This window comes from Rothia halotolerans, from assembly GCF_004136635.1.
Lineage (GTDB): Bacteria > Actinomycetota > Actinomycetes > Actinomycetales > Micrococcaceae > Rothia > Rothia halotolerans.
This window is the reverse complement of the sequence record NZ_NOIU01000002.1, coordinates 885,238-911,832: the sequence shown is the minus strand read 5'-3', so window position 1 is coordinate 911,832 and position 26,595 is coordinate 885,238. Positions and strand designations below refer to the sequence as shown.

The window sequence follows — 26,595 nt, the reverse complement described above, 5'->3', positions numbered from 1 at the left end:
GGGCTGAAAGGAAGCTCTATGGGAGCCCAGATCAGGGTCTACCGCCAGAAGATCAAGTCGACGTCGTCGATGAAGAAGATCTTCAAGGCGATGGAGATGATCGCGACCTCTCGCATCAACCGCGCCCGCCAGCGCTCCAACGCCGCTGGCCCCTACGCCAACGCGCTGACCCGCGCGGTCACCGCGGTGGCCTCGCAGACCTCGATCAGCCACCCGCTGATCAACCGCGGCGGCGAGTCCCGCCGCTCGGCCGTCCTGGTGGTCACCAGCGACCGGGGCCTGGCTGGGTCCTACTCGGCCAACGTGCTCAAGAAGGCCGAGGGCCTGATCGAGCGGCTGCGCCGGGAGGGCCGCGAGGTCGAGCTCTTCCTGGTCGGCCGCAAGGCCCAGCAGTACTTCGAGTTCCGGGACCGGCCCTACGAGCAGCTGTGGACCGGCAACACGGACAACCCGGATGTGGAGACCGCGACCAGCATCCGCGACGCGCTCCTCGGCCGCTTCGAGGTCCCCTACGAGGAGGGCGGGGTGGACGACATGCACGTCGTCTACACCGAGTTCCTCTCGATGGTCTCCCAGGAGCCCAAGATCCTGCGCATGCTCCCTCTGCAGGTCGTCGAGGCCCGCGACCTGGGCGAGGAGATCCTGCCCGGCACGGAGCTGGAGTCCGCCGACTACGAGAACGAGGCGCTCTTCGAGTTCGAGCCGAGTGCCGAGGACGTGCTGGACGCGCTGCTGCCCCGGTACGTCGCGACCCGGATCTACGCCTGCCTGCTCCAGGCGGCGGCGAGCGAGCTGGCCTCCCGCCAGCGCGCCATGAAGTCCGCGGGCGACAACGCGGACGAGCTGGTCAAGAAGTACACCCGCCTGATGAACACCGCCCGCCAGGCGGAGATCACTCAGGAGCTCAGCGAGATCGTCGCAGGCGCGGATTCCCTCGCCTCCTAAACCACCTGTACGTTCACTTTCCATAAGAGGTAAGCGAAAATGACTGCCACCATCACCGACTCGGCCTCCGCGCCGGCTCAGGGCGGCGTCGGGCGGATCGCCCGCGTCATCGGCCCTGTGGTCGACGTCGAGTTCCCGGCCAACCAGATCCCCGACATCTACAACGCGCTCACCGCCGAGCTGACCCTCGGCAACAAGACGCAGAAGATCACCTTCGAGACCGCGCTGCACCTCGGTGACAACCTGGTCCGGGCCATCTCGCTCCAGCAGACCGACGGCCTGGTGCGCGGCACCCCGGTGCAGGACACCGGCGCCTCGATCTCCGTCCCGGTGGGCGACGGCGTCAAGGGCCACATCTTCAACGTGCTGGGCAACTCGCTCGACATCGACGACTCCGAGATCCAGGCCAGCGACTTCTGGCCGATCCACCGCAAGGCGCCGAACTTCGCCCAGCTCGAGGGCTCGACCCAGATGCTGGAGACCGGCATCAAGGTCATCGACCTGCTGACCCCGTACATCTCGGGCGGCAAGATCGGCCTGTTCGGCGGCGCCGGCGTGGGCAAGACCGTGCTCATCCAGGAGATGATCACCCGCGTGGCCCGCAACTTCGGCGGCACCTCCGTGTTCGCCGGCGTCGGCGAGCGCACCCGCGAGGGCAACGACCTCTGGGTCGAGATGGAGGAGGCGGGGGTCCTCAAGGACACCGCCCTGGTGTTCGGCCAGATGGACGAGCCCCCTGGAACGCGTCTGCGCGTGGCGCTGTCCGCGCTGACCATGGCGGAGTACTTCCGCGATGTGCAGAACCAGGACGTGCTGCTGTTCATCGACAACATCTTCCGCTTCACCCAGGCCGGCTCCGAGGTCTCCACGCTGCTGGGCCGCATGCCCTCCGCCGTGGGCTACCAGCCGAACCTGGCGGACGAGATGGGCCTGCTGCAGGAGCGCATCACCTCCACGAGGGGTCACTCGATCACCTCGATGCAGGCGATCTACGTCCCCGCGGACGACTACACCGACCCGGCCCCGGCGACGACCTTCGCCCACCTGGACGCGACCACCGAGCTGTCCCGCGACATCGCCTCCCGCGGTCTGTACCCCGCCGTGGACCCGCTGTCCTCGACCTCCCGCATCCTGGACCCGCAGTACATCGGCCAGGCGCACTACGACACCGCGACGCGGGTCAAGGGCATCCTGCAGGAGAACAAGGAGCTCCAGGACATCATCGCCATCCTCGGCGTCGACGAGCTGTCCGAGGAGCAGAAGGTGGTCGTCTCCCGCGCCCGCCGGATCGAGCAGTTCCTCTCGCAGAACACCTACACCGCCAAGCAGTTCACCGGCGTCGAGGGCTCGACCGTGTCCATCCAGGACACCATCGAGGGCTTCACCGCGATCTGCGACGGCGACCTGGACCACATCCCCGAGCAGGCGTTCTTCAACGTCGGCGGGCTCGACGACGTCGAGAAGAAGTGGGCCGAGCTCAAGGCCGAGGGCGGTAACTGATCATGGCCGTTCTGAACGTGGAGGTGGTCTCCCGCGAGAGCGTCGTCTGGCGCGGTGAGGCGAGCTACATCCGCGCTCGCACGGCCGACGGCGAGATGGGCATCCTGCCCGGCCATGTGCCCACGATGGCGCTGCTGGCCGAGGACGGGGAGCTCGTGATCGACCCGGCCGAGGGCGAGCGGATGACGACGCGCGTGCACGAGGGGTTCCTGACGGTCTCCAACGACCGCGTGACCGTCGCGGCGAAGTCCGCCGACATCTGACGCAGCCGATCCGCAACGGCGAAGGGCCCGGAACGTGAGGACGTTCCGGGCCCTTCGTCGTCGCCGGGGCTTCGGCGGGGGGAGGGGAGGCCCCGCGGCCTTCAGAAGAGGCGGCCCGCCGAATCGTCGACGCCGCGCATCGCGTCGTAGTCCAGCGTCACGCAGTCGATGCCGCGGTCCACGGCCAGGACCCGCGCCTGCGGCTTGATCTGCTGGGCGGCGAAGATCCCGCGCACGGGCGCCAGCAGGGGGTCCCGGTTCAGCAGCTCGAGGTAGCGGGTGAGCTGCTCGACGCCGTCGATGTCCCCGCGGCGCTTGAGCTCCACGGCCACGGTGTGCCCCGCGCCGTCGCGGGCCAGCAGGTCCACCGGCCCGATCGCGGTGGGGTACTCCCGCCGGACCAGGCTGTAGCCCGGCCCCAGGACGTCGATCTGCTCGGCGAGCAGCCGCTGCAGGTCCGCCTCGACGCCGTCCTTGATCAGCCCAGGATCGGTCCCGAGCGCGTGGTCGGAGTCGTGATGCTTGGCGTGCACGCGGATGATCAGCCGATCGTCGGACTTCGCGGCCTGCACGGTCCAGGTCTCCAGGACCTCGGGATCCTCCTCCTCGGCCCCGGCCTCCACGTGGAGCCGGGCGGGCGGGGACATCCAGTTCAGCGGCTTGTAGGAGCCCCCGTCGGAGTGGATGAGGACGGAGCCGTCGGCCTTGACCATCAGCAGCCGCACGGCGCGGGGGAGATGGGCCTTGAGGCGGCCGATGTAATCGACGGAGCATTCAGCTATCACGAGACGCACGGGCTCCACTGTACAAGCGGGCCGAGGGGCTGTGCCACAATGAGCCCCATGGCACCCTCCCGTCCCCGGCGCACCGGCCGCAGCTCCCAGTCAGGCCACGGCAAGGCCGGTCCGAGCAAGTGGCAGCGGCAGCTTCCCGGCGGGGACATCTCCCGCATCCTGGACCCGGCGCCGCGGATCGAGCGCGACGCCGAGGGGGAGTGGCACGTCCGCCACGTCCCGGCCTCCGGGGCCCGGAAGGTCTACACCTGCCCGGGGTGCGGGCGGAGCATCCCGGTCGGCGTCGCCCACGTGGTCGTCTGGCGGACCGATGCGCTGTTCGGGGACCGCAGAGCGGTCGAGGAGCGCCGGCACTGGCACCAGAAGTGCTGGAGGGGGCGCTGAGCCCTCCGGCGCCGTGCCGTCCCGGGCCCGCTGCGGGCGGTCCCGCCGAGAGCCGCCGGCACCACGCTCAGCGGCGATCCTGCAGCGGGACAAGGACCTCCCGGACCAGCAGCAGCCCCGAGGCGGCCACCGGGATCGCGACGATCGCGCCCAGCACGCCCCACAGCGCGCCGCCGCCGGCGACCGCGATGACCGCGACCGCGGCGGGCACCGCCACCGCCCGCTTCATGATGCGCGGCGAGACGTAGTACGCCTCGACCTGCAGGTAGGCGAAGTAGCACAGGGCGTAGATCAGGGCCGTCTGCCAGCCCTGCAGCAGCGCGATGAAGGTGACCAGGATGCCGGCGACGACGCCGCCCACCAGGGGCACGAAGGCCAGCAGCGCCACCACGAAGGCGGTCAGCAGCGGGAACGGCACGCCCACGATCGTCATGAGGATGAACGCCACGGTCGCGTTGAGCAGCGCCACGATGGCCTGTCCCATCACGTAGTTGCCGACCGAGCGGGTGATCCTCTCGGTCAGCTCCTCGACCCGGGGCCGCCTGGAGGTCGGCGCCAGCCGCACGCCCCACGCCTTGATGGTCGGCAGCGAGGCGAGGAAGTACAGCGCCAGGAACATCACGATCAAGGTGCCGGTGATGACCTGCGCGATGGTGGAGCCTGCGTTGATGAGGCTGTTGAGGAAGCTGCCGACGACGTTCGAGTCGCTGAAGAGGCTGGAGAAGAAGTTCTCCGCCTCGGCGTCGACCCGGTCCCGGACGCCCCACTGCTGGTCCAGGGTGACCATGAAGTCCGACTCGAGGAACCTGTCGAAGGTGTCCGGGAAGTTGTTGAGGAACTCCAGCGCCTGCCGGGCGATGGTGGGGATGACCACGGTGCCCAGCAGCGTCGCGAGCCCGGCGAGGATCAGCAGCACGGCGACGACGCCGACCGGGCGGGGCAGCCCGCGCGCCTCGATCCACCGCACCAGCGGGTCCAGGCCGAGGGCGATGAACATCGCGCCCGTGATCCATCCGCCCAGGGCGCCCACGTTGACCGCGACGTAGTAGAAGAGCAGGGCCAGCCCCACGCCCACGGTGACCATGAAGCCGGTGTAGATGGGGCGCTGGGTGACGCCCGCCCGCTGCGGGGCGGCGCTGGGCGGGAGGTCGGCGACGACGCGGGGCGACTCCTCGGCCCGGGGCCCGCCCGGCGTCCCGGCGGGCGGGCCGCTCTGCTCGGGCAGGTCGAAGCGGGGGCGGGGCTGGGCCCAGGGGGCCAGGGGCGCGGAGCGGTCGGGACGGTCGGGGCGGCGTCGTCCCCGGATCCGCTCGAGGGCGGCGCGCAGACCGGTGCCGACGCTCCGGGTCCTTCGGCTCATCTGGGTCCTCCGCCGTCTCGTGCCTGCTCAGCGTGCGCGGCGGCACCGGCGGCCTCGGGGGCCGGCCGGCGCGCCTCGCCGCCCGCGCCGCGGATGCCGCGACGCCCCACGGGCCCGCCCGGTGCTCGGCGGACGGTCCCGTTCCGTTCCGAGAGTACCCGCCTCTCGCCCCCGGCGTGCGGCGGACCCGCGGGGGAGGCGGCTGTCAGCGGTGGGAGAAAAACCGGCTGCGGAGCCGGGCCGCGCCGCCCCTTCTGGGAGGATGGGAGGAAAGCACGAGATGCGCGGGCGCCCTGCGGCGCCCGCCCCGACGGAAGGTGATGGCAGATGACCGAGAACCCCCTGGGCGAGGCCCGCCCCCACGCTCCCGAGCCGGCCGAGGAGCTGCCGGCCTCCGTCCGCTCCGCGCCCGACCTCTCCCAGCAGGCCGGCGCCGCGGCCGGCGGCTCCGCCCCCGCGGGCGGCGCCTCCTACCGCCGCGAGGTGACCTCCGTCGAGGAGTTCCAGGAGGCGGCCCAGCTCTCGGCCCACGGGCCGCTGGTGCTGGCGCTGTACAGCCGCTCGGACGCCGGGGCCGTGCAGGCGGTCTCGGAGCTGGAGGGCCTGGTCGACGAGCTCGCCGGGCGCGTCCTGCTGCTCGCGGCCGACGTCGAGGCCGTCCCCGAGCTCGCGCAGGCCTTCCAGGCCTCGAGCTCGCTGAACGTGCTGGCCCTGCTCGGCGGCCGGCCCGCTCCGATGTACAACGCGCCCGTCCCGGCGGATCAGATCAAGGATCTGCTGGCCCAGGTCGTGGACCTCGCCCGGCAGTCGCAGCTCACCGAGACCTTCGAGCCCGTCTCCGCGGGCGAGGAGGAGCCGCAGGAGAAGCCCCTGCCCCCGCTGCACCAGGAGGCGCAGGCGGCGCTGGAGGCGGGGGACTACGCCGCGGCCCGGGACGCCTACCGGCGCGCGCTCAACGAGCAGCCGGCGGACCGCGACGCGACCGTGGGGCTGGCCCGCACCGGCCTGCTGGAGCGCGTGCAGGGGCAGGACCTGCAGCAGGCCCGCGCGGCCGCGGCTGAGGCCCCGGAGGACGTCGAGGCCCAGCTGCTCGTGGCGGACCTCGACGTCTCGGGCGGGCACGTCGAGGACGCCTTCAACCGGCTCATCGCCCTCATCGGCCGCAGCGCCCCGGAGACCAAGAACCGGGTGCGGGAGCGGCTGCTGGAGCTGTTCGACGTCGTCGGCGCGGAGGATCCCCGGGTCACCGCGGCGCGCGGGCGCCTCATGCGCGTCCTCTTCTAGCGGGGCCCGGACCGGCCGCATCGCCCGCGCGAGACTCAGACCGCGGTCTGATGCGGCTGCCCGCGGCGGTGTGGTCTCCTGGGGGCATGACCAGTCACGATCATCATCCCTCGCCCCACGACCAGCCGCCCCCGCCCCGTCCCGCCGGGACGGGGAGCCCGGCGGCCCCCTCCGGCCCTCCTCCCGTCAGCGGGGAGGAGGCCATCGCCCTGCGCGGGCTCACCAAGACCTACGGGGACAAGGCCGCCGTCCAGGCCGTGGACCTGGACATCCCGGCCGGCTCCACCTACGGGCTGGTGGGCCGCAACGGCGCGGGCAAGACCACGACGCTGTCCATGGCCACCGGCCTGCTCCGCCCGAGCTCCGGCGCCGCCGTCGTGCGCGGGATCGACGTCTGGGCGAGCCCCCGGGAGGCGAAGGCCGCGCTGGGGGTCCTGCCCGACGGCGTCCACCTCTTCGACCGCCTCACCGGCCGCCAGCTGATCGTCTACGCCGGCCTGCTGCACGGCCTGGACCGCGAGACCGCGGGGGAGCGCACCGAGGACCTCCTCGGGGCGATGGACCTGCTCGAGGCCGCCGGCAAGCCCGTCACCGACTACTCGGCGGGCATGCGGAAGAAGGTGGCGCTGGCCTCCGCGATGGTCCACTCGCCCAAGGTGCTGGTGCTGGACGAGCCCTTCGAGTCGGTGGACCCCGTCTCCGCCTCGAACATCCGGGACATCCTGGCCGGCTTCGTCCGGCACGGCGGGACCGTGGTGGTCTCCAGCCACGTGATGGACCTGGTGCAGCGCATGTGCGACCACGTCGCGATCATGGACGCCGGGCGCATCCTCGCCGCGGGCACCGTGGACGAGGTGCGCGGGGAGCAGAGCCTGGAGGAGAGGTTCGTCGAGCTGGTCGGCGGCCGCGTCGAGTCGGAGGGGATCACATGGTTGGGAACCTCCTGAGGCTCAAGCTGGCGCACCTGGGGGCCGCGTTCAGGCGCAGCGCCTGGGCCATCGTGGGGACCGTCATCGGCGGGGTCTACGCGCTCGGGATGCTGTCCCTGCTCGTCCTGGCGCTCCTCGCGCTGCACGGGCGCACCGAGCTGGTGCAGATGACCGCCGTGGGACTCGGCTCGCTCATCGCCCTGGCGTGGCTGCTGGTCCCGCTCGTCGCCTCGGGGGCCGATGCGACACTGGACCCGGACCGGCTGGCGCTCTACCCCCTGCGGCCGCGGGAGATCATGGGCGGGCAGCTGGCGGGCTCCCTCATCGGCGTCGTCGGGCCGCTCACGCTGCTGGCCCTGCTGGCCCCGGCCGTCGGCTGGGCCTCCGGGGCCGCCGCGGCGGCAGGCGTCGTCTGCTCGGTGCTGGGCTACGCGCTCGTGGTGGTGTGCTCGCGGCTGGTCTCGGCCTTCAGCATGGCCCTGCGCTCCCGCCGATTCGTGACCGAGACGATCGGGGCCGTCATGTTCGTGGTGATCGTGGCGGTCGGCCCCCTGCTCGTGACGCTCGGGGAGGGGCTGAGCCGGGGCGGGGCGCTCGAGCGGACCCTCGGGGTGCTGGCGTGGACCCCGCTCGGCGTGGCGTGGGCCGTGCCGGGCGACCTCGCGCAGGGCGCCCCCGGCCTGGCGGCCGCGCGGGCCGTGCTGCTGCTGGTCTACCTGGCCGCCGGGCTGCTCCTATGGGACCGCGTGGTGGCCCACCAGATCAGCCACATCGGGCAGGGCGGCGGGTCCCCTCGCCGCGGCCGGGCCTCCGGCGCGCGCGGCATCGGGCTCCTCGGCCTCATGCCCGGGACCCCGGCGGGCGCCGTGGCCGCCCGCACCGTGCTCTACCTGTTCAAGGATCCGCGGTTCAACCTGAACCTGATCATGGTGCCCGCCCTCTTCCTGGTCTTCTGGCTGAGCTCCCAGCTCGGCTCGGGAGGGCTCTCGGTCAGCGTGATCGGTCCGGTGGCCGGCATCGCCGTCGTATGGGTCACCTGCTACGCCGTCTCCTACGACAACACCGCCTTCTCGCTGCACGTGACCGCGCCGCTGCGGGGGCGGGACGACCGCTGGGGGCGGGTGCTGGGCTTCGGCATCGTCTTCCTGCCGCTGGTCGCCGTGGCCTCGGTGGCGGGGATGGTCGTCTCCGGCTCGCCGGGCGGGATCCCGGTCAACCTGGGGCTGTCCCTGGGCTTCCTGCTGACGGGTCTGGGCGTGGGGGCCGTGGTCTCGGTCCGGTACGCCTACCCGGTGGTGCCGCCCGGCGGCAGCCCCTGGAAGACGCAGCGCAACGGCGCCGGCTTCGCCAACATGCTCGCGCAGATGGCGGGGCTGTGCGTCATCGCGCTGCTCGCCTTCCCGGCGTGGGTCATGGGGCTGGTGTACCTGTTCACCGGCGCCGCGTGGGCGAACTGGCTGACGCTGGTGCTCGGCGTCGTCGGCGGGACCGTGGTGCTCTGGCTGGGCGTGCGGATCGGCGGGGCCTGGTACGAGCGGCGGGCGCCGGAGCTGTACGACGACGTCGCGCGCTTCACCTGAGCCGGCCGGCCCGCTCCGCTCCGGCTCCTCGCCCGGGCCGTCCCGCCTCCTCCCGCGGGGCGCTCCCCGGGCGGGGACCGGAGCGGTCCCGAGGTTCATCGGAGGCGGGGCGGGGCGTAGAATGGTCGGCATGATGCTTGCCCGTTCACCCGAGATCCTGAACTCCACCGATCCCCTGGACGACACCGGCTACGGCACGTCTCCCGGCGGCGCGGCCACCATCGAGCGCGAGGAGACCCGCCAGCTCGCCGAGCCCGGGGACCACGAGCGCTTCGCGCACTACGTGCGCAAGGAGAAGATCATGGAGTCGGCCCTGTCCGGGGAGCCGGTCATCGCCCTGTGCGGCAAGGTCTGGACGCCGGGGCGCGACCCCGAGCGCTTCCCGGTCTGCCCCGAGTGCAAGGAAGTCTACGAGTCCATGCGCGGCGGGAAGGACGAGGACGGGGACGGGGAGTAGCCCCTTCCGTCCCATCCCCTGACCCGGCGGCGCCGTGCCCACGGCGCCGCCGTCGCCGTGCCGCGCTCGGAAAGCGACCGGCGCGCCGCGCGGACCAGCGCGCACACCAGGACCAGCCAGGAGCGAGTAGCCACCAGTGACCGAAGACTCAGCACAGCCCTCCCTGTTCGGCGGAGCCGGCGCGGAGATGCCTCCCGCCTATCCGGACCGTGCGGCCTGGGGCACCGCCTCCAAGCTGCGCGCCTGGCAGGCCGAGGCCCTCGAGAAGTACTTCGCCGAGCAGCCGCGGGACTTCATGACGGTCGCGACGCCGGGTGCGGGCAAGACCACCTTCGCGCTGCGCGTGGCCAAGGAGCTGATGGATCGCGGCACGGTCGCCCGACTCACCGTCGTCGCCCCCACCGACCACCTGAAGTCGCAGTGGGCCGACGCCGCCTCCCGGGTGGGCATCGCGATCGACCCGAACTTCAAGAACGCCGACGGCCAGCACGCCCGCGGCTTCCAGGGCGTGGCGCTGACCTACGCGCAGGTGGCGAACAAGCCGCTGCTGCACCGGGCCCGCACGGAGAACGCCCGCACGCTGGTGATCCTCGACGAGATCCACCACGCCGGCGACGCGCTGTCCTGGGGCGACGGCCTGCGCGAGGCCTTCGAGCCCGCCCACCGGCGCCTGGCGCTGACCGGCACCCCGTTCCGCTCCGACTCCTCCCAAATCCCCTTCGTCAGGTACGAGGAGGACCAGGAGGGCCTGCTGCGCTCGCAGGCCGACTACTCCTACGGCTACGGCCCGGCGCTGACCGACCACGTGGTCCGCCCCGTGCTGTTCATGGCCTACTCCGGGCAGATGCGCTGGCGCACCAGCTCCGGCGAGGAGATGGCCGCCGAGCTGGGCGAGGGCTTCACCAAGGACATCACCGCCCAGGCCTGGCGCACCGCGCTGGACCCCCGCGGCCAGTGGATCCCCTCGGTGCTCGCGGCCGCGGACCAGCGCCTCACCGAGGTCCGCCGCACGGTGCCCGACGCCGGCGGCCTGGTCATCGCGACCAACCACGAGGACGCCCGCGCCTACGCCGCCCGGTTGGAGAAGATCACCGGCGCCAAGCCCGCGCTGATCCTCTCCGACGACAAGACCGCCTCGGACCGCATCGACTCCTTCTCCGCCTCGGACGAGCGCTGGATGGTCGCGGTGCGCATGGTCTCCGAGGGCGTGGACGTGCCCCGGCTCTCGGTCGGCGTCTACGCCACCAGCACCTCGACGCCGATGTTCTTCGCCCAGGCCATCGGCCGCTTCGTCCGCGCCCGCAGGCGCGGGGAGACGGCGTCGATGTTCCTGCCCTCGGTGCCGCACCTGATGACGCTGGCCCACGAGATGGAGGCCGAGCGCGACCACGCGCTGGACCTGAAGGGGCCGCAGGACGAGGAGGCGATCATCGCCGCCGACGAGGGGCTGGACGACGAGCTCCTCGAGGAGGCCAACCGCGAGGAGAGCGCCAGCTCGGAGCTGGCCTCGGGCCGCTTCGAGGCTATCGGCTCCCAGGCCTCCTTCCACGGCGTGCTCTACGACGGTCAGGACTATAACGGCTTCGAGATCGGCTCCGAGGACCAGGACTTCCTCGGGATCCCGGGTCTGCTCGACGCCGATCAGGTCGGCACCCTGCTCCAGGAGCGGCACCAGCGCTCGCGGCAGGGCGGCGAGGCGCCCGCCCAGCGCGCCGAGACCGGTCTGCCGGACCACCGGCAGCTCAAGGACCTGCGGCAGAAGCTCGCCAAGAACGTCTCCGCCTGGGCGGCGCGGACGGGCGAGCCTCACGGATCCGTGCACAACGCCCTGCGCAGGGCCTGCGGCGGCCCCGCCGTGGCCCAGGCGACCGCGGACCAGATCCAGGCACGGATCGACAAGCTGCAGAACTGGTTCATCGGCCGGCGCTAGCCCATCGCCGGCACCGGCCGGGCCTATGACTCCGCCCGGGGGAGGAGCCCTGCCGGGGAGGGCCCAGCGGGCTGGGGAAGGGGCCGGGGCTGCGGAGGGACTGCCTCAGGCCGTGCTCTCTTCCGCGAGACGGCTCAGCGAAGGGCCCGAGTCCGGCGGAGGGGCTACCTGCCGACGCTGGCGGAGTCGGAGACCTCGACGCCGGCGGCCTCCATCTCCTCCACAGCCTCCTCGGCCGCGTCCTGCGCCACGGGGGCGGTCAGGTCCAGCAGCACGCGCGTCTCGTAGCCGGCGTCGACGCCGTCCAGGGCCGTGGCCCGCACGCAGTGCTCGGTCGCGATGCCGACGACGTCGACGGCGTCGACCCCCTGCTCCTGCAGCCAGTCGTCCAGGGAGACGTTGAGGGTGTCCTCGACGACCTGCCCCGGCTCGTGGTCGCCGGCGACCACCGCCTCCTCGGGCACGAGCAGGCCCTCGAAGCCGGAGTACCCGGCGTCGTGGGCCCCCTTGCGGAAGCCGGCGTCGACGCCGTCGACGTCCAGGTCCTCGTGCAGCGCCGCGCCCTCGGTGCCCGCGACGCAGTGCTCGGGCCAGGAGGTCGAGTAGTCGGGGTCGGCGGAGAAGTGCTCGCCCGGGTCCACGTGCCAGTCCTGGGTGGTGACCACGGCCGAGTACGCGGCCCGGTGGGTCAGCAGGTACTCGGAGATCTCCCCGGCCACCTCGGCGCCGCGGGAGGTCGCCAGGGAGCCGCCTGGGCAGAAGTCGTTCTGGACGTCGACGATGATCAGCGCGCGGGGCATGCTCGCCTCCTGTCTCGGGGTCGTTCGATGGGTTCCGGGCTCCTCGCCCGGTGGGCCAGTCTAGTGGTCGAGGAACTCGGTAGGAATGACGGGCTCGCCCTCGGAGAGGCGGCGGGCCGCCGCCGGCAGCTCCGCGACGGAGAGCCGGTGGCGCTCGGCGGCCGCGACGACGCCCTCCGGGCCGGTGGCGCCGGGCAGGATCTCGCCGTCGGCCACCAGGGGCGCCGAGAGCGGGCGGAGGGAGTCCTCGGAGAGCCGCTCGGGGTCCAACGCGAGCACCTCGGCGCTGGCGCGCTCCGAGGGGCCGAGCCGCCGCGCCGCGTGCTTGTAGCCGCCGACCGAGCCCTTGCCGAGGGACTTCTTGGCCACCGGCTCCATGGAGCCCTCGGCGTTCTCCCGGGCCACGAGCTTGTAGACCATGGAGGTGGTGGGCGCGCCCGAGCCGGTGACCAGCCGGGTGCCGACGCCGTAGGAGTCCACCGGGGCGGCCTTGAGGCCGGCGATCGCGTACTCGTCGAGGTCCGAGGTCACGGTGATCTGCGTCTCGCGGTTGCCCAGCGAGTCCAGCAGCTGCCGCACCCAGCCGGCCTGGCCGGCGAGGTCGCCGGAGTCCAGGCGCACCGCGCCGAGGGCGGGGCCGGCGATCTCGACGGCGCGGCGCACGGCCGCCTCCACGTCGTACGTGTCCACCAGCAGAGTGGTCCCGGTGCCCAGCGAGTCGATCTGGGCCCGGAAGGCCTGCTCCTCGGAGTCGTGGAGCATCGTGAAGGCGTGGGCGGAGGTCCCGATGGTGGGCAGGCCGTAGCGCTTCCCGGCCTCCAGGTTGGAGGTCCCGGCGAAGCCGGCGACGGCGGCGGCCCGGGCGGCCGCGACCGCCGAGCGCTCGTGCGTGCGGCGCGCCCCCATCTCGAGGCAGGGCCGGTCCTCGGCGACGCCGGTCATGCGCGAGGCTGCCGAGGCCACGGCGGAGTCGTGGTTGAGGATGGAGAGGACCAGGGTCTCCAGGATGCAGGCCTCGGCGAAGGTGCCCTCGACCTGCAGGACGGGGGAGTACGGGAAGAACGCCTCGCCCTCGGCGTAGCCCCGGATGGTGCCGGTGAAGCGGAAGTCGGAGAGGAAGTCGAGGGTGGGGCCGTCCACCACCCGCTGCTCCTCCAGGAAGGCCAGCTGATCGGCGTCGAACCTGAACCCGGCCAGCTGTTCGAGGAAGCGTCCGGTGCCGGCCAGCACGCCGTAGCGGCGGCCCGCGGGCAGGCGCCGGGTGAAGGTCTCGAACACGCAGCGGCGCCGGTGGGTCCCGGCCTTCAGCGCGGCCTGGATCATGGTCAGCTCGTAGTGGTCCGTGAGCAGGGCGGACGAAGTCTCAGTCACCCCTCACACCCTACCGGGGGCGCCGGGAGGCCCCAAGCCGCTCACCCCGGCAGCGGGCGGGCCCGGAGGCGAGTGACGCTCGCGGCACCGGACGGACATGGGGGCCGATGGTGACTACACTGGACCGGGATATGGTCACTCTTACTTCAACAGCCGCCCCCGTGGACGCCGAGGGCCTCCCGGAGACCGTCCCCGAGGGGGAGGTGGGGCTGCTCGAGCGCTCCCGCTCGGCCCCGCCGTGGAAGGTGGTCGTCTGGAACGACCCCGTCAACCTCATGAGCTACGTCACCTTCGTCTTCCGCTCCTACTTCGGCTTCTCGGAGGAGAAGGCCCGGCAGCTCATGCTCGCCGTGCACGAGCAGGGCAGCGCGGTGGTCTTCACCGGCGGCCGCGAGGAGGCCGAGCGCCACACCACGGCGCTGCACGGGTACGGACTGTGGGCGACCTTCGCCCAGGAAGGGGAATAGCCCATGGCGACGCCGTTCCGCAGCGGGCGCAAGGGAATCGTCGGGGGTCTCGAGGCCCCCGAGCGCGACCTGCTCCGCAAGCTCTTCCGCGACGTCATCCTGACGCTGGAGCCGGACCCCCGCGAGGACGAGGACCCGCTGGCCCGCCTGCTGGGCATCGGCGAGGAGACCGAGCCGCCGGAGGACCCGGCGCTCGCCCGGCTGCTGCCCCGCGGCACGCAGGACGAGGAGGCGGCGGCCGAGTTCCGCCGCTTCACCGAGCGCTCGATCCGCGAGGCCAAGGTCGGCCGGCTGCGGATGGCCGCGATGGACTGCGAGTCCCCCCGCCTGGAGCTCGACGACGAGCACGCCGCCGCGCTCTCCGCGGCCCTGAACGACGTCCGCCTGATCCTCGCCGCCCGCCTCGGGATCGAGACGGAGCAGGACGCCGCCCGCGTGGCCGAGTACTCGGACTGGGAGCAGGCCCACGACGTCGAGTCCTATATGGCGCTGGTCTACCAGTTCGTCTCCTGGCTCCAGGAATCCCTGGTCGAGGCCATGTTGGGCCGCCTCGACAGCGGGTCACACTGAGCCCCGTCGCAGCGATGGGGATACCCTCGAAAGCACCATGAACACCGATACGCACAGCACCGTCCCCGCCGCCCGCACCGCGTGGGGCAGCACCCTTCCCGCCGGGCCCACGCCGGGCGCGCCCATCGGCGTCTTCGACTCCGGCGTGGGCGGGCTGACCGTGGCGCGGGCGATCATGGACCAGCTGCCCAGCGAGCAGGTCATCTACGTCGGTGACACCGCGCGCGGGCCCTACGGCCCGCTGAGCATCGCGCAGGTGCGGGCCAACGCCCTGCGCATCATGGACGACCTCGTGGACTCGGGCGTCAAGGCGCTGGTCATCGCGTGCAACACCGCCTCGGCGGCCGTGCTGCGCGACGCGCGCGAGCGCTACACCGCCCGCTACGACATCCCCGTCCTGGAGGTGATCCAGCCGGCCGTGCGCCGCGCCGTCGCAGCCACCCGCAACGGCCGGATCGGCGTCCTCGGCACCCGGGCCACGATCGCCTCGCGCGCCTACGAGGACGCCTTCGCGGCCGCCCCGCACCTGGAGATCCACCCGCAGGCCTGCCCGGAGTTCGTCGACTTCGTGGAGCGAGGCATCACCAGCGGGCCCGAGCTGCTGGACTGCGTCGAGCGCCGGCTGGCCCCGATGCGCGAGGCCGGAGTGGACACCGTGATCCTCGGGTGCACCCACTACCCGCTGCTGACCGGGGCGATCTCCTACGTGCTGGGGGACGAGGCGACGCTGGTGACCTCCTCGGAGGAGACCGCCAAGGACCTCTTCCGCGCGCTGACCACCCAGGGGCTCCAGCAGCCGGCGGGGGCGCCGCCGCAGCACGAGTTCGTCGCGACCGGCGACCCGGAGTCGTTCCGGACGCTGGCCCGCCGCTTCCTCGGCCCCGAGGTCACCGGCGTGCACCATGCGAGCCGCATCGCCGAGTCCTACCCGACGGGCTCGCTCGCCGTGGTGACCGACGAGATGCTCGCCACCGGGCGGATCGAGCGCGGCGCCGGCGTGCGCGCGGGCCGGCGCGGCGGGGCCACCCCGATCAGCGAGAGGACGGGATAGGGCATGGAACTGACGGTCATCGGATGCTCCGGCTCCTTCGCGGGCCCGCACTCGCCCGCCTCGTGCTACGTGGTCAGCGGGGACGACGCCGAGGGCAGGACCTGGCGGCTGGTGCTGGACATGGGCAGCGGTGCCCTGGGCAGCATCCAGCGGCACCTGCCGCTGCCCGCCATCGACGGCATCCTCGTCAGCCACCTCCACCCGGACCACTGCATCGACCTGGCGGGGCTGCACATCGCCGTCCGGTGGGATCCGCGCGGCTGGCCCCGCGGGCCCATCCCGATGTACTCCCCGGCGGGCTCCCACGCCTACCTGGCGCATCCCCACGGCATCGGGCTCGACCCGGGGCTGACCGGCTCCTTCGAGTTCCACGACTGGCAGGAGCGGGAGGCCGTGGAGATCGGCCCCTTCACGGTCGAGGCGTTCCGCGTGGTGCACCCGGTCCCGGATCCCTACGCGATCCGCGTCGTCCACCACGGCCCGGCGGGGGACACGGTCCTGGCGTACTCGGGGGACTCGGACGCCTGCGACGCGCTCGTCGAGGCGGCCCGGGACGCGGACGTCTTCCTGTGCGAGGCCGCCTACATGGAGGGGCGCGACGACGCCCTGCGCGGCATCCACCTGACCGGCCTGCGGGCGGGCGAGGTCGCGAGCCGGGCGGGGGCCAGGCGCCTCATGCTCACCCATCTGCCGATCTGGAACGACCCCGTCCAGGCGGAGGAGGAGGCGCGGCGGGCCTATCCCGGCCCCGTCCTCATGGCCCAGGCGGACCACCGCTACCCGATCCCCGGGGCGGGGGAGCCGGACCGGACAATCACCCCGGCGAGGGTTAGGGTTGATCCATGACCTCTCAGACTTCCCCGAACAGCACCGCCGCGCGCGCAGACGGCCGCGCCGTCAACGAGCTCCGGCCCATCGCGATCACCCGCGGGTGGTCCCAGAACGCCGAGGGCTCCGCGCTGATCGAGTTCGGCAGCACCCGGGTGCTGTGCACCGCCTCGCTCACCGAGGGCGTGCCCCGCTGGCTGCGGGGGGAGGGCCGCGGCTGGGTCACCGCGGAGTACGCGATGCTGCCTCGGGCGACCAACACCCGCTCCACCCGCGAGGCCGTCAAGGGCAAGGTGGGCGGGCGGACCCACGAGATCTCGCGGCTCATCGGCCGCTCGCTGCGCGCAGTGATCGACATGGACGCCCTCGGGGAGAACACCGTGGTGCTGGACTGCGACGTCCTGCAGGCCGACGGCGGCACCCGCACGGCGGCCATCACCGGCGCCTACGTCGCGCTCGCGGACGCGATCGCCTGGGCCCAGCGCGAGGGGATCGTGCACCGCCGGAAGTCCCCGCTGATCGACTCGGTCTCCGCGGTCTCGGTGGGGATCATCGACGGCGTGCCGGTCCTCGACCTGCCCTACGTCGAGGACGTGCGGGCGGAGACCGACATGAACGTCGTCGTCACCGGCAGCGGCTCCTTCGTGGAGGTCCAGGGCACCGCCGAGGGCGCGCCCTTCGACCGCGCCGAGCTGAACCAGCTGCTGGACCTCGCGCTGGAGGGCACCGCCGAGCTCTCGGCGATCCAGCGCCGCACCCTGGAGGAGCAGAAATGACCTCCTCGCCCCGCCTGGTCCTGGCGAGCCACAACGCCGGCAAGCTGCGCGAGCTGAGGGAGCTGCTGCGCGGGCGGATCGAGGGGCTGGAGGTCGAGACCGAGGTCGTCGACGCCGGCTTTGTCGGGGCGCCAGACGTGACCGAGACCGGCACGAGCTTCGCCGAGAACTCCATGCTCAAGGCCCGGGCCGTGATGAGGGCGACCGGCCTGCCCGCCGTCGCCGACGACTCGGGGCTGTGCGTGGACGTCATGAACGGCGCCCCCGGCATCTTCTCCGCCCGGTGGTCCGGCCGCCACGGCGACGACGCCGCCAACATCGAGCTGCTGCTGGCCCAGCTGGGGGACGTCCCGGCGGAGCACCGCGGCGCGCGCTTCCGCTGCGCGGCGAGCCTCGCGCTGCCCGGCGGCGGGGAGCGGGTCGAGCACGGCGAGATGCCGGGATCCCTCCTCCGCGAGGCCCGCGGCAACGGCGGCTTCGGCTACGATCCGATCTTCGTCCCCTCCGAGCTGCCGGCGGACCTGGCCGGCCGGACCGCCGCCGAGATCCCGGCGGAGGTCAAGAACGCGCTGAGCCACCGGGGCCGCGCGCTCGAGGCGCTGGTCCCGCACCTGCGCGAGGCCCTCGGGGCCCCTTCGGGGGGACGGGGGTAGCAGAGACGTGACGCACATGTCCCCCTTCGCCCGCATGAGGTACCGGCCCGTCGTGCAGGCGGTCCTCGACCAGGCGGGCGTACGCGTCGACCCCGACGAGTGGGAGGTCCACTCCAACGGCTCCGCGCACACCGTGATCAACGCGGGCGACCGCGTCAGCGTGCGGGTGGCGAAGTCCTACGCCGTCGCCCAGCGGGTCCAGCGCCGCACCGACCTGCTGCGCGCGCTGCCCGCGGGCCTGCCCTTCGCCGTTCCCCGCCCGATGACGCGGATCCTCACCAAGAACGGCCTCACCGCCGTCGGCCTCACCTGGGTCCCCGGCACGCCGCGCGACGCCGGGCCGGCGCCGGCGCGCACCCTGGGCCGGACCCTGCGGGCCATCGGCCGGGTGGACACCGAGCCGCTGGCCCAGTACCTCGACGCGCCCTTCCAGCACTGGGGCGGGAGCGACTGGGCCGAGACGCTGCGCGAGCGCGTGGTCCCGCTGCTGCTGCACGGCCACCAGGGCCGCGCGCTGCGGCTGATCGACGACGCCCTGGCCCTGGACCCGGTGCAGCCGCGGCTGATCCACTCCGACTTCGCGGGGCACAACATCCTGTGGCGCAAGGACAGGATCAGCGGCGTGATCGACTGGGACCACGCCTCGATCGGCGATCCGAGCTGGGACATCGCCTCGGCGGGCAACTGGTTCGGCTGGGAGACGATGACCCGCTGCGTCGGCAAGGAATGGGCCGCGCGCGGGAAGGTGCTGCAGCGGCTCACGCCCCTGCAGTCGGTCGGCTACACCGTGATCAACGGCTTCCAGGGCGCGATCCTGCGCGAGGCGGTCGAGCGGGCCGACGACTGGATCCAGCACCACGCCTGAGCGGCGAGGCAGGCGGGGCACGCGCTGTGCTGGATCCGCTCGGCGAGCCCCGGCGCCCCGGCCCCCAACGTCCCGGATCCCTGGCTCCTAACGTTCCGGCTCCCTGGCGCGCCGGAATGAGACGGGCCGGAGGATCGTCCCGTAGAGCCGCCCCGTAGGTGCTCTCACCCAGAGAGGCCGGGCTGCGGCGCAGCGGGGGTTCCGTGGCAGCCGGGGACACATCACGGGACCGGTTCGAGCAGATCGACGTATATGGTGTGCTCACCTAGGGGTTTTCGGAGTCATCGTTCCGAGAATCTGGACGAGCCGCGGGGGAAGCAGGCTCAGGAACACCGAATTTCCGGAACGGAAGCTCCGAAAAGCGCTAGCTGCGAGGAGATCATCCTGCGGTTTTTTTGGGCGGCGTCCCCCGGAGCGCCGGAGGATCGTCCGAAGGGGGCCGCCCGTGATGACGACGCAGGTTCTCGACTGCGCGGGCGGAGCGGGCGAGCGGCCCGCCCGCTCCTCGCGCTGGCCGGTCTCTGCTTCCTCTGACCTCTTCTAGGCCTCGGCCCAGCGGCGGGCGGCGTCGGCCCACCTCTCCGCGGACTCCGCCACGATCTCGGAGATGCGCTCCTCCTCGGCGGGCCGCGCGGCCGGGGCCCCGCAGCAGATCGCCAGGAGGCGAGCCCCGCGGGCGATGGACCTAGCGGGCTCCTCGGGTCCGGCGGCCTCCAGGGCTCCCGCATCCGGGCGGTCGTCGCCGGGAGCTCCCACCCCGTCCAGGCATACGCGTCGGGCCTGCTCGATGATTCGGGCCAGGGCCGCCGGAGCCGCAGGCTTACCGGTCGAGCTGTCCGTCCCGGTCGAGTCGCCAGTCCCAGTTGAGTCATCCGCGCCGACCGTGCCGGCTGCGCCGACCGGACCGCCTGCGCGATCCCTTCCGGCGGGGTCGTCCGTCGTCGCGTCCCACGAGGATGAGCGGGACGCCGGTCCGGGGCCCGCCTCCCGAAGAGCCTCGCGGGTGCGGGGAGCGGCCTGGAGCACGCGGGCCAGGGCCGGGACCGAGCCGCCGCCCGCCGCCATCCTGGCCAGCAGGCCTTCAGGGGCGGCGGAGGCGTCCGCCGCGGCGTCGTCGGCGTCGAGGAGGGTCCGGACGGCGTCGAGCCCGAGGTCGAGCACCCGGTGCGGTTCCGGGGCGGCCTCCCTCTCCCCGGCCTCCTGCTTCCCGGGCGCGGGCTCCTGCTCCCCGGACACGGCCTCTCGATCCCCGGCCGCGGCTTCCGCCCGCGCCGCACCGCCGCCGTGGCGGAGGCAGGCCCGCAGGAGCAGCGCCCAGGCCATCCCCGTGCCCAGCGCCTCCGGATGGCCGTGGGTCAGGCAGGTCAGGTTGACCGCCAGCTGTCCCAGGTGGGCGGGGGAGTCGCGGGGGTGGACGGCGAGGGAGACGAGGCGGCCCATGAAGCCGGCGTCGTCGTGCCCGCCGAGCTCGGTGCGCGCGGGGTACTGCAGCTGCCCGAGGACCAGGGCCCGGCAGAGGCCCGGCAGCTCGGCGCGCGGATCCTCCCCGGCCCGCGTCAGCTCGCGGGCGACGCCGGCCTCCCACCAGGAGGCCGGCGGCACCGGCGCGCCGTCCTCCGGCTCGAGGCCGAGCGCGGCGGCCCAGCGCAGCTGCTCGAGCCACACGGAGGCGGTCTCGTCGGCGTCCTGGCCGAGCGCCGCCCAGCCCAGCACCTCGGCCAGGCCCTCGGAGACCGCGACGACGCCGGCCGCCTCGGCCACGGGACCGGAGCCGGCGAGGGACCACAGCGTCCCGACCAGGCCGGGGTAGTCGGGGTGGGCGGGGGAGGGCGCGGAGAAGGGAGAGTCGTTCGGCTGCATACCCCCATCGTAGGAGGCCGCGGGCGATGCGCACCGCGGACGCCGCTCGGGTTAGGTTTGAGGGCATGAGAATTCTGCACACCTCGGACCTCCATCTGGGGCGCTCGTTCCACGGGCGCTCGCTGTTCGACGACCAGGAGATCATCCACCGCGAGCTGATCCGGGTGTGCCAGGACCGCGGGGTCGACGCCGTCCTGGTCGCGGGCGACGTCTACGACCAGGCCTCGCCCCGCACGGAGGTCATCGACCAGTTCTCGCGGCTGCTCACCGAGTTGGCCCGGCGCGGCGTGCAGGTCGTGCTGACCAGCGGGAACCACGATTCGGCGGCCCGGCTGGGATTCGCCTCCGGCATCCTGGAGACCGCCGGGGTGCACCTGCGCACGCGCCTGGAGGACTGCGCCCGGCCCGTCGAGCTGTCCGAGGACGTGCTCGTCTACGGCATCCCGTACCTGGACCCGCGGGCCAGCGCCTCGCGGCTGGACGTGGAGCCGACCCACGGCGAGGTGCTGCGGGCAGCGCTCGACGCCGCCCGGGAGGACTTCGAGCGGCGTCCGCACCCGCGGGCGGTGGTCATGGCCCACTGCTTCGCGACCGGGGCCGAGCCCACCGACTCCGAGCGGATCCTCGCCTCGGGGAACCTCGGCGCCGTCCCGGCGTCGCTGTTCGAGGGCTTCGACTACGCCGCGCTGGGGCACCTGCACGGGCGCCAGCGGCTGCGGGAGGCCGTGCGCTACAGCGGCTCGCCCCTGCGCTTCTCCTTCTCGGAGACGCGGCAGACCAAGGGCTACTGGCTGGTGGACGTCGACGCCGAGGGGGTCTCGGTGGAGGGCGGACGCTGGGAGCACCAGCTGCCGCTGGCCCAGCTGCGGGGCAGCCTCGAGGAGCTCCTCCAGGACCCCGCGCACGCGTGGGCGGAGGAGTCGCTGTGCCAGGTGACGCTGACCGACGCCGAGCGTCCCGCCCATCCGATGGAGAGGCTGCGCGCCCGCTTCCCGCAGACCCTCGAGCTCGCCTTCTCGGGGCTGCGGACCCAGACCGAGGTCTCCTACTCCCGCCGGATGGCGGCGGCCAGGACCCCCGGCGAGGCCTGCGAGGCGTTCTACGACCGCGTGCGCGGCCGGATGCTGGACGAGGAGGAGCAGACCGTGCTGGAGGCGGCCGTGGCCGAGGCGGTCTCCCTCGAGGCGGGCGAGCACGAGGGGCGGGAAGACGCATCCGCCGCCGGGATCTCCGGCCGGGGCGATCCGTCCGGTCCCGCCGAGGGGTCCTCCGGCCGGGGCGAGCCAACCGGCCCCGCCGCCGCCCGGCCCTCGGACGAGGAGGGCGCCGCGTGAGGCTCCACCGTCTCTCCATCACCGCCTTCGGCCCCTACCCGGGGCAGGAGACCATCGACTTCGAGCCGCTCAACGAGGCCGGGCTCTTCCTGCTGACCGGCCCCACCGGCGCGGGCAAGTCCACGGTCTTCGACGCCGTGTGCTTCGCCCTCTACGGCGCCACGAGCTCCCCGGAGAACAGCAAGGGCCTGAAGAGCGCGTTCGCGGCGGACTCGGCCCGCCCCGGCATCGAGCTGGAGCTGACGGTGGGGACCGAGCGCTACCTGGTGGCCCGCATCCCCGCCTGGCGGCGCCCCTCCCGGCGGGCCCGCTCCGGCTGGGTCTCCGAGGAGGCGCAGGTCTCCCTCTCCCGCCGGGGGAGCGACGGCGCGTGGGAGGTCGTGGCGACCCGCAACGACGAGGCCGGCCGTCACCTCCAGGAGCGGATCGGGCTGAACCGGGAGCAGTTCGTCCAGGTCGTCATGCTGCCCCAGGGCAGGTTCGCGCAGTTCCTCACGGCGAGCTCCTCCGAGCGCGAGGCGATCCTCAAGAAGCTCTTCCCCACCAGCGTCTACGGCACCGTCCAGGACGTCCTGCGCGAGCGCGCCCAGCGCGCGGGCGAGGTGCTGGCCCTCCGGGAGGACGGCACCCGGCGGGCCGAGGAGGCGCTCGAGGACGCCATGCGGCGCCACGCCCTCCCCGTCCCGGATCCCGGTCCCCTCGGACAGCGGTACGCCGCGGCACGGCGGCGGACGGAGGAGGCCGTCGGGGCCTCCTCCCAGACCCGGGGAGAGCGCTCCGCCGCCGCCTCGGCCGCCCGCCGCGGGGCCGAGGACGCCCGGCGCGCCGTCGCGGAGTGGCGGGAGCACCGGCTGCTCGCCGAGCGCCGGGAGGCCTCCGCGCGGTCTGCCGGGCGCCGCCGCCGGGACCGCGAGTCCCTCGAGGCGGCGGAGGCCGCCGAGCCCCTCCTCGCCGCCTCCGCCCGAGCCGCCAAGAGCCGGGAGGAGGCGGCGGCCCGCCGCGAGGAGCTCGCCGCGGAGGTCGAGCGGGCCTCCGCCCTGCGCCGGGGCCGGCCGGCGGTGCGCGTCCCGGAGCCCGAGGAGGCCCGCCGCGAGGAGGCCTTCTGGGCCCCCGGGGACGACGCCGCGGAGACGGCCCCCCGGGACGGGTCCGCCTACCTGGAGGACCTCGACGCCCGCGCCCGCCAGCTCGAGGAGGCGGCCCGCCTCCACCGGGAGCACGACCAGCTCGAGGCCGCCACGGGGAGGATCGAACGGGAGCTCGCCGAGGCCGAGCGCGCGGCGGAGCGGGCGAGGGCGCATCAGGAGAGCACCGCGGCAGCCCGGGCCGAGGCGCTCGAGGCCGGTGAGGAGCTGGCCCGCCGCGTCGAGGCCGGGGAGCAGGTCCCCGCCCGCGAGGCGGAGGCCCGCGAGGCCCTCGCCGCGACCCGGGCGCTCGCCGAGCAGCTCGAGCGCGTCAGGGAGCTGAGGGTGGAGGCGGACCGGGCCGAGCGACGTCGCCGGGACCGCTCCGCCGAGCACGAGGGGCTGCTGGCGCTGCGCTTCGAGCGGGCGGCCTCGACCCTCGCCGAGCGCCTCGAGCCGGGCTCCCCGTGCCCGGTCTGCGGCGGCACGGACCATCCCCATCCGGCGGCCGCCGCCGAGGGCGGGGAGGTCACAGAGGCGAACCTGGACGCCTCGGCCCGGCGGCGGGACGAGGCGGAGGAGGGTTCGCGGACCGCGCTGGCCCGGCACGCCGAGGCGGTGAGCCGCGCGGAGTCCCTGCGGCAGGCCGGGGCGGAGGAGGACGCCGAGCGCGCCGAGCAGCGCGCGGAGCAGGCCCGCCGGGCGCTCGAGGAGCACGAGCGGGCGCGGTCCGAGCGGACCCGCCGCGCCCGGGAGCTGACGGAGCTCGACGCCGCCCTGGACCGCGCCCGTGAGGAGCTGCGCACCGCGGAGCTCGCCGCCGGCGGCGCCCGCGCCCGGCTCGAGCAGTCGCGCGAGCGCTCGGCGACGCTGCGGCAGAGCCTTCAGGGGCTCCCCGGAGCCGAGCAGGTCGCCGAGAAGGAGCGCGCCCTCGCCGGGCTGGCCCGCTCGGCGCACCGCGCGCTGCTGCTCCGGGACCGGATCGAGGGACTCGAGCGGAGGATCGGGGAGGAGTCCGCGGAGCTCGAGGAGCTGATCCGCGGCAGCCGGTTCGACGACGTCGAGGCCGCCCGCGGCGCGGCGCTGCCCGAGGAGGAGCGCGAGGCCCTCCGGCGGCGGATCCGCCGCGACGACGAGGAGGAGGCCCGCGTCGACGAGGCCTGGAACGCCCCCGCCCACCGGCGCCTGCTCGCCCGCATCGAGGAGGGCGAGGAGGAGCCCGATCCGGGGTCGCTGGAGAGCCTCGAGGAGCGCGCAGCGGCAGCGGAGGCCGCGCTGGAGGAGGCGGTCGCCGAGCTCGCCCGCCAGGAGGGCCTGCGGGACTGGCTCGCCGCCCGGGAGGAGGAGGCCGGGGTCGAAGGCGAGCGGATCGCCGAGCTCAGACGCCGGGCGGGCACCCTCCGGGACCTGGCCGACGTCGCCGCCGGCAGCGGCTCGGAGAACCGGCTCAAGATGTCCCTGACCACCTACGTCCTCGCCGCGCAGCTGGAGGAGATCGCGGAGGCCGCCTCGGTGCGGCTGCGGCAGATGACCTCCGGGCGCTACACGGTGCGGCACTCGGACGCAGCGGCCCGGCACGGGGCGCGCTCCGGCCTGGGCCTGGAGGTCTTCGACGCCTGGACCTCCGAGGCCCGCCCCGCCTCGACCCTCTCGGGCGGGGAGACCTTCATGACCTCGCTGTGCCTCGCGCTGGGCACCGCCGACGTCGTCCAGGGTCGTGCCGGGGGCATCGATATCGATACGCTGTTCGTGGACGAGGGATTCGGGACGCTCGACGACGCCACCCTGGAGCAGGTGATGGACGCGCTCGAGGCCCTGCGGGAGCACGGACGGGTGATCGGCGTCGTCAGCCACGTCGCGGACATGAGGTCGCGCGTGCCCCATCAGGTGAGGATCGACCGATCCCCGAGCGGCTCCAGCATCGAGGTGAGCGAATCATGAGCAGCGACGACGGCGGGGCGGCACGGGCCGCGGCGGGCGGCGCCGAGCCCTCGCACGAGACGATGGGCGCCCGGGGCGTGCTGGAGCGGCTGCGGCTGCTGACCCGGCTCGCGGGTCTCACCTACCTGGCGATCACGGTCATCGCCCGGCTCCCCATGGCCATCCTGCCCCTGACCACGCTGGTCATGGTGGTCTCCTGGACCGACGAGATCCTGCTCGGGGGCTACGCGGCGGGCACGGTGGCGCTGAGCATCGCCGTGGCCGTCCCGGTCTACGGCATCATCACCCACCGGGTCGGGCAGCGGCTGGTGCTGCTGTTCTGCGTCGTCGCCAACATCTTCGCGGTGCTCTGGCTCATCGCCGAGTCCTACGCGCTGCCCTCTGCGGGCGACGTCTCGGTGATGAGGCTGATCATGGCGTGCGCCCTGACGGGCGTCACCACCGCGCCCGTCGCGGCGCTGGCGAGGATCCGGTGGGCCTTCGAGTCCCAGCGGCTCGCCTCCCGGACGCTGCTGAACTCCTCCCTGGCGTTCGAGTCGGTGGCCGACGTCGTCGCGATCGTCCTCGGCGCCGCGATCACCGGGATCATCTCGGTGTTCTGGCTGCCCTACACGACGCTGTTCCTGGTCATCGGTATCAACCTGCTGACGGTCACGGCGTTCGCCGTCATCAGGATCCGGGGCACGCAGGTCGCGCAGTCCCGGCCCGCCGAGGAGCCGTGCGCTTCGGTGCGGGTCCGCCAGCGCCTCATCTGGTTCCCGGTGGCGGGGATGGGGATGCTCGGGCTGCTCCTGGGGTCCATGCAGTCCTCCCTGGTCAGCTTCGCCGTCAACTTCGACGCCGTGAACACCGTGGGCCTGCTGTACGCGATCCTGGGGATCAGCTCGCTGGTGGCCGCGCTCATCGTGATCCTGCTGCGGGTGCGCACCTCCACCTGGGGCGCCTGGCTGCTCTCGGCGCTGCTGCTGACCCTGGTCAGCCTCCCGGTCTCCGTGCCGGACTCCCTGCCGACCATGGCGATGTCGCTGGTCGCCGAGGGGGTCCTGGTGGGCGTGGCCCTGATCGTGACCGACTCCGTGGCGATCTCGGTGGCGCCGACGCGGATGCTCGACGTCGTCATGACCTCCACCATCGCGGCGCTGCTGACGGGCACCGCCCTGGGACTGACCTGGGGCGCCTCGCTGGGCGACCTGGTGGGGTACAACTCGGCGCTGCTGCTGCCGCTGCTGAGCGCGCTGGGCTACCTCGTGCTGGCGCACCTCTACGGGTTCTTCTGGCGCAGGGTCTTCGAGGAGCCGATGCCGCGGGTCTCCCGCGGCGGCCGCGCCGCGCCCCGGCGTCCCCGCCACGCGGCTTCACCCGTCGAGGCAGACGGCGGCGGCGAGGGCTGACCGATCGCCCCGAACCCCTGGGCGCGGGGTGGGGGAGGAGATGCGCCCCGGGCGGGGCGCTCCCGCGGAGGTGCTGCGGGGGCGATGCCCTCCAGCGGACGCGCTGCCGGGGCGCGACGACGAGCCGTCGCGCCCCGG

At 73.6% G+C, this 26,595-nt stretch carries 24 protein-coding genes; 19 read left to right on the top strand and 5 right to left on the bottom strand.

Annotated features, from left to right (window positions below; all coding sequences use genetic code 11):
* Positions 1-18: 18 nt before the first annotated feature.
* Genes EWV39_RS09245 through EWV39_RS09235 form a run of 3 tightly spaced genes read left to right on the top strand, consistent with a single transcriptional unit; the run spans position 19 to position 2,708 of the window.
* The gene (locus tag EWV39_RS09245) at positions 19-945 is read left to right on the top strand and encodes a F0F1 ATP synthase subunit gamma (protein WP_129658854.1); all 927 of its coding nucleotides are present in this window, start codon (positions 19-21) and stop codon (positions 943-945) included.
* Between the two features lie 39 nt (positions 946-984).
* The gene (gene atpD, locus EWV39_RS09240; RefSeq protein WP_129658852.1) at positions 985-2,445 is read left to right on the top strand and encodes a F0F1 ATP synthase subunit beta; all 1,461 of its coding nucleotides are present in this window, start codon (positions 985-987) and stop codon (positions 2,443-2,445) included.
* Between the two features lie 2 nt (positions 2,446-2,447).
* Positions 2,448-2,708: a F0F1 ATP synthase subunit epsilon gene (locus tag EWV39_RS09235; protein WP_129658850.1), complete on the top strand. Its 261-nt coding sequence runs from the start codon at positions 2,448-2,450 to the stop codon at positions 2,706-2,708.
* A gap of 101 nt (positions 2,709-2,809) precedes the next feature.
* Here EWV39_RS09235 and nucS read toward each other — a convergent pair whose 3' ends face one another.
* Positions 2,810-3,502: an endonuclease NucS gene (nucS, locus tag EWV39_RS09230; protein ID WP_129658848.1), complete on the bottom strand. Its 693-nt coding sequence runs from the start codon at positions 3,500-3,502 to the stop codon at positions 2,810-2,812.
* Between the two features lie 48 nt (positions 3,503-3,550).
* On the opposite strand from nucS, the gene EWV39_RS09225 reads away from it, so the two are divergent.
* Complete coding sequence (locus EWV39_RS09225; RefSeq protein ID WP_193554696.1) at positions 3,551-3,886, top strand: ATP/GTP-binding protein; 336 nt, start codon at positions 3,551-3,553, stop codon at positions 3,884-3,886.
* Positions 3,887-3,953: 67 nt separating this feature from the next.
* Here the strand turns inward: EWV39_RS09225 and EWV39_RS09220 are convergent, their stop codons facing one another.
* Positions 3,954-5,246, bottom strand: coding sequence for an AI-2E family transporter (locus tag EWV39_RS09220; RefSeq protein ID WP_238148203.1), 1,293 nt, complete (start codon positions 5,244-5,246; stop codon positions 3,954-3,956).
* Between the two features lie 327 nt (positions 5,247-5,573).
* On the opposite strand from EWV39_RS09220, the gene EWV39_RS09215 reads away from it, so the two are divergent.
* From EWV39_RS09215 to EWV39_RS09195, 5 genes are all read left to right on the top strand, one after another.
* Positions 5,574-6,530: a co-chaperone YbbN gene (locus EWV39_RS09215; RefSeq protein ID WP_129658846.1), complete on the top strand. Its 957-nt coding sequence runs from the start codon at positions 5,574-5,576 to the stop codon at positions 6,528-6,530.
* An 86-nt stretch (positions 6,531-6,616) separates the two neighbouring features.
* Positions 6,617-7,477, top strand: coding sequence for an ABC transporter ATP-binding protein (locus EWV39_RS09210; protein WP_129658844.1), 861 nt, complete (start codon positions 6,617-6,619; stop codon positions 7,475-7,477).
* Positions 7,459-9,039 carry a hypothetical protein gene (locus EWV39_RS13825; RefSeq protein ID WP_165313250.1) on the top strand — a complete coding sequence of 527 codons (1,581 nt, stop codon included), beginning with the start codon at positions 7,459-7,461 and terminating at the stop codon, positions 9,037-9,039. The genes EWV39_RS09210 and EWV39_RS13825 overlap by 19 nt, the downstream gene beginning before the upstream one ends.
* A gap of 130 nt (positions 9,040-9,169) precedes the next feature.
* A complete protein-coding gene (locus EWV39_RS09200) occupies positions 9,170-9,496 on the top strand; it encodes a DUF3039 domain-containing protein (RefSeq protein WP_129658842.1) in 327 nt (108 codons plus the stop codon).
* A 187-nt stretch (positions 9,497-9,683) separates the two neighbouring features.
* The gene (locus EWV39_RS09195) at positions 9,684-11,426 is read left to right on the top strand and encodes a DEAD/DEAH box helicase (protein ID WP_129659285.1); all 1,743 of its coding nucleotides are present in this window, start codon (positions 9,684-9,686) and stop codon (positions 11,424-11,426) included.
* A gap of 164 nt (positions 11,427-11,590) precedes the next feature.
* Here EWV39_RS09195 and EWV39_RS09190 read toward each other — a convergent pair whose 3' ends face one another.
* Together EWV39_RS09190 and EWV39_RS09185 are read right to left on the bottom strand one after the other, a co-directional pair.
* Positions 11,591-12,226: an isochorismatase family protein gene (locus EWV39_RS09190; RefSeq protein WP_129658840.1), complete on the bottom strand. Its 636-nt coding sequence runs from the start codon at positions 12,224-12,226 to the stop codon at positions 11,591-11,593.
* Positions 12,227-12,286: 60 nt separating this feature from the next.
* Entirely contained in the window at positions 12,287-13,549 is a 1,263-nt protein-coding gene (locus EWV39_RS09185; protein ID WP_129659282.1) for a nicotinate phosphoribosyltransferase, read from the bottom strand.
* Between the two features lie 179 nt (positions 13,550-13,728).
* Here EWV39_RS09185 and clpS point away from each other — a divergent pair, with 179 nt between their 5' ends.
* From clpS to EWV39_RS09150, 7 genes are read left to right on the top strand one after another with little or no spacing between them, the layout of a single operon-like run.
* On the top strand, positions 13,729-14,064 hold the full coding sequence (clpS, locus tag EWV39_RS09180) for an ATP-dependent Clp protease adapter ClpS (RefSeq protein ID WP_129658838.1): 336 nt from the start codon (positions 13,729-13,731) through the stop codon (positions 14,062-14,064).
* 3 nt (positions 14,065-14,067) lie between these two features.
* Complete coding sequence (locus tag EWV39_RS09175; RefSeq protein ID WP_129658836.1) at positions 14,068-14,634, top strand: DUF2017 domain-containing protein; 567 nt, start codon at positions 14,068-14,070, stop codon at positions 14,632-14,634.
* A gap of 37 nt (positions 14,635-14,671) precedes the next feature.
* The gene (gene murI, locus EWV39_RS09170; RefSeq protein WP_129658834.1) at positions 14,672-15,685 is read left to right on the top strand and encodes a glutamate racemase; all 1,014 of its coding nucleotides are present in this window, start codon (positions 14,672-14,674) and stop codon (positions 15,683-15,685) included.
* A gap of 3 nt (positions 15,686-15,688) precedes the next feature.
* Complete coding sequence (locus tag EWV39_RS09165; RefSeq protein ID WP_129658832.1) at positions 15,689-16,531, top strand: MBL fold metallo-hydrolase; 843 nt, start codon at positions 15,689-15,691, stop codon at positions 16,529-16,531.
* The gene (gene rph, locus EWV39_RS09160) at positions 16,528-17,289 is read left to right on the top strand and encodes a ribonuclease PH (RefSeq protein ID WP_129658830.1); all 762 of its coding nucleotides are present in this window, start codon (positions 16,528-16,530) and stop codon (positions 17,287-17,289) included. The genes EWV39_RS09165 and rph overlap by 4 nt, the downstream gene beginning before the upstream one ends.
* The gene (gene rdgB / locus EWV39_RS09155) at positions 17,286-17,942 is read left to right on the top strand and encodes an RdgB/HAM1 family non-canonical purine NTP pyrophosphatase (RefSeq protein ID WP_129658828.1); all 657 of its coding nucleotides are present in this window, start codon (positions 17,286-17,288) and stop codon (positions 17,940-17,942) included. The genes rph and rdgB overlap by 4 nt, the downstream gene beginning before the upstream one ends.
* A gap of 16 nt (positions 17,943-17,958) precedes the next feature.
* Entirely contained in the window at positions 17,959-18,807 is an 849-nt protein-coding gene (locus EWV39_RS09150; RefSeq protein ID WP_238148273.1) for a phosphotransferase, read from the top strand.
* A 540-nt stretch (positions 18,808-19,347) separates the two neighbouring features.
* On the opposite strand, the gene EWV39_RS09145 is transcribed toward EWV39_RS09150, so the two are convergent.
* Positions 19,348-20,667, bottom strand: a complete 1,320-nt coding sequence (locus tag EWV39_RS09145) for an ADP-ribosylglycohydrolase family protein (protein ID WP_129658824.1) — start codon at positions 20,665-20,667, stop codon at positions 19,348-19,350.
* A gap of 65 nt (positions 20,668-20,732) precedes the next feature.
* Here EWV39_RS09145 and EWV39_RS09140 point away from each other — a divergent pair, with 65 nt between their 5' ends.
* The 3 genes from EWV39_RS09140 to EWV39_RS09130 are packed head-to-tail and all read left to right on the top strand — an operon-like array spanning position 20,733 to position 26,457.
* Entirely contained in the window at positions 20,733-22,001 is a 1,269-nt protein-coding gene (locus EWV39_RS09140) for an exonuclease SbcCD subunit D (protein WP_129658822.1), read from the top strand.
* Positions 21,998-25,066, top strand: coding sequence for an AAA family ATPase (locus EWV39_RS09135; protein ID WP_165313248.1), 3,069 nt, complete (start codon positions 21,998-22,000; stop codon positions 25,064-25,066). The genes EWV39_RS09140 and EWV39_RS09135 overlap by 4 nt, the downstream gene beginning before the upstream one ends.
* Complete coding sequence (locus EWV39_RS09130; RefSeq protein WP_129658817.1) at positions 25,063-26,457, top strand: MFS transporter; 1,395 nt, start codon at positions 25,063-25,065, stop codon at positions 26,455-26,457. Before EWV39_RS09135 ends, EWV39_RS09130 begins: the two co-directional genes overlap by 4 nt.
* Positions 26,458-26,595 lie beyond the last annotated feature (138 nt).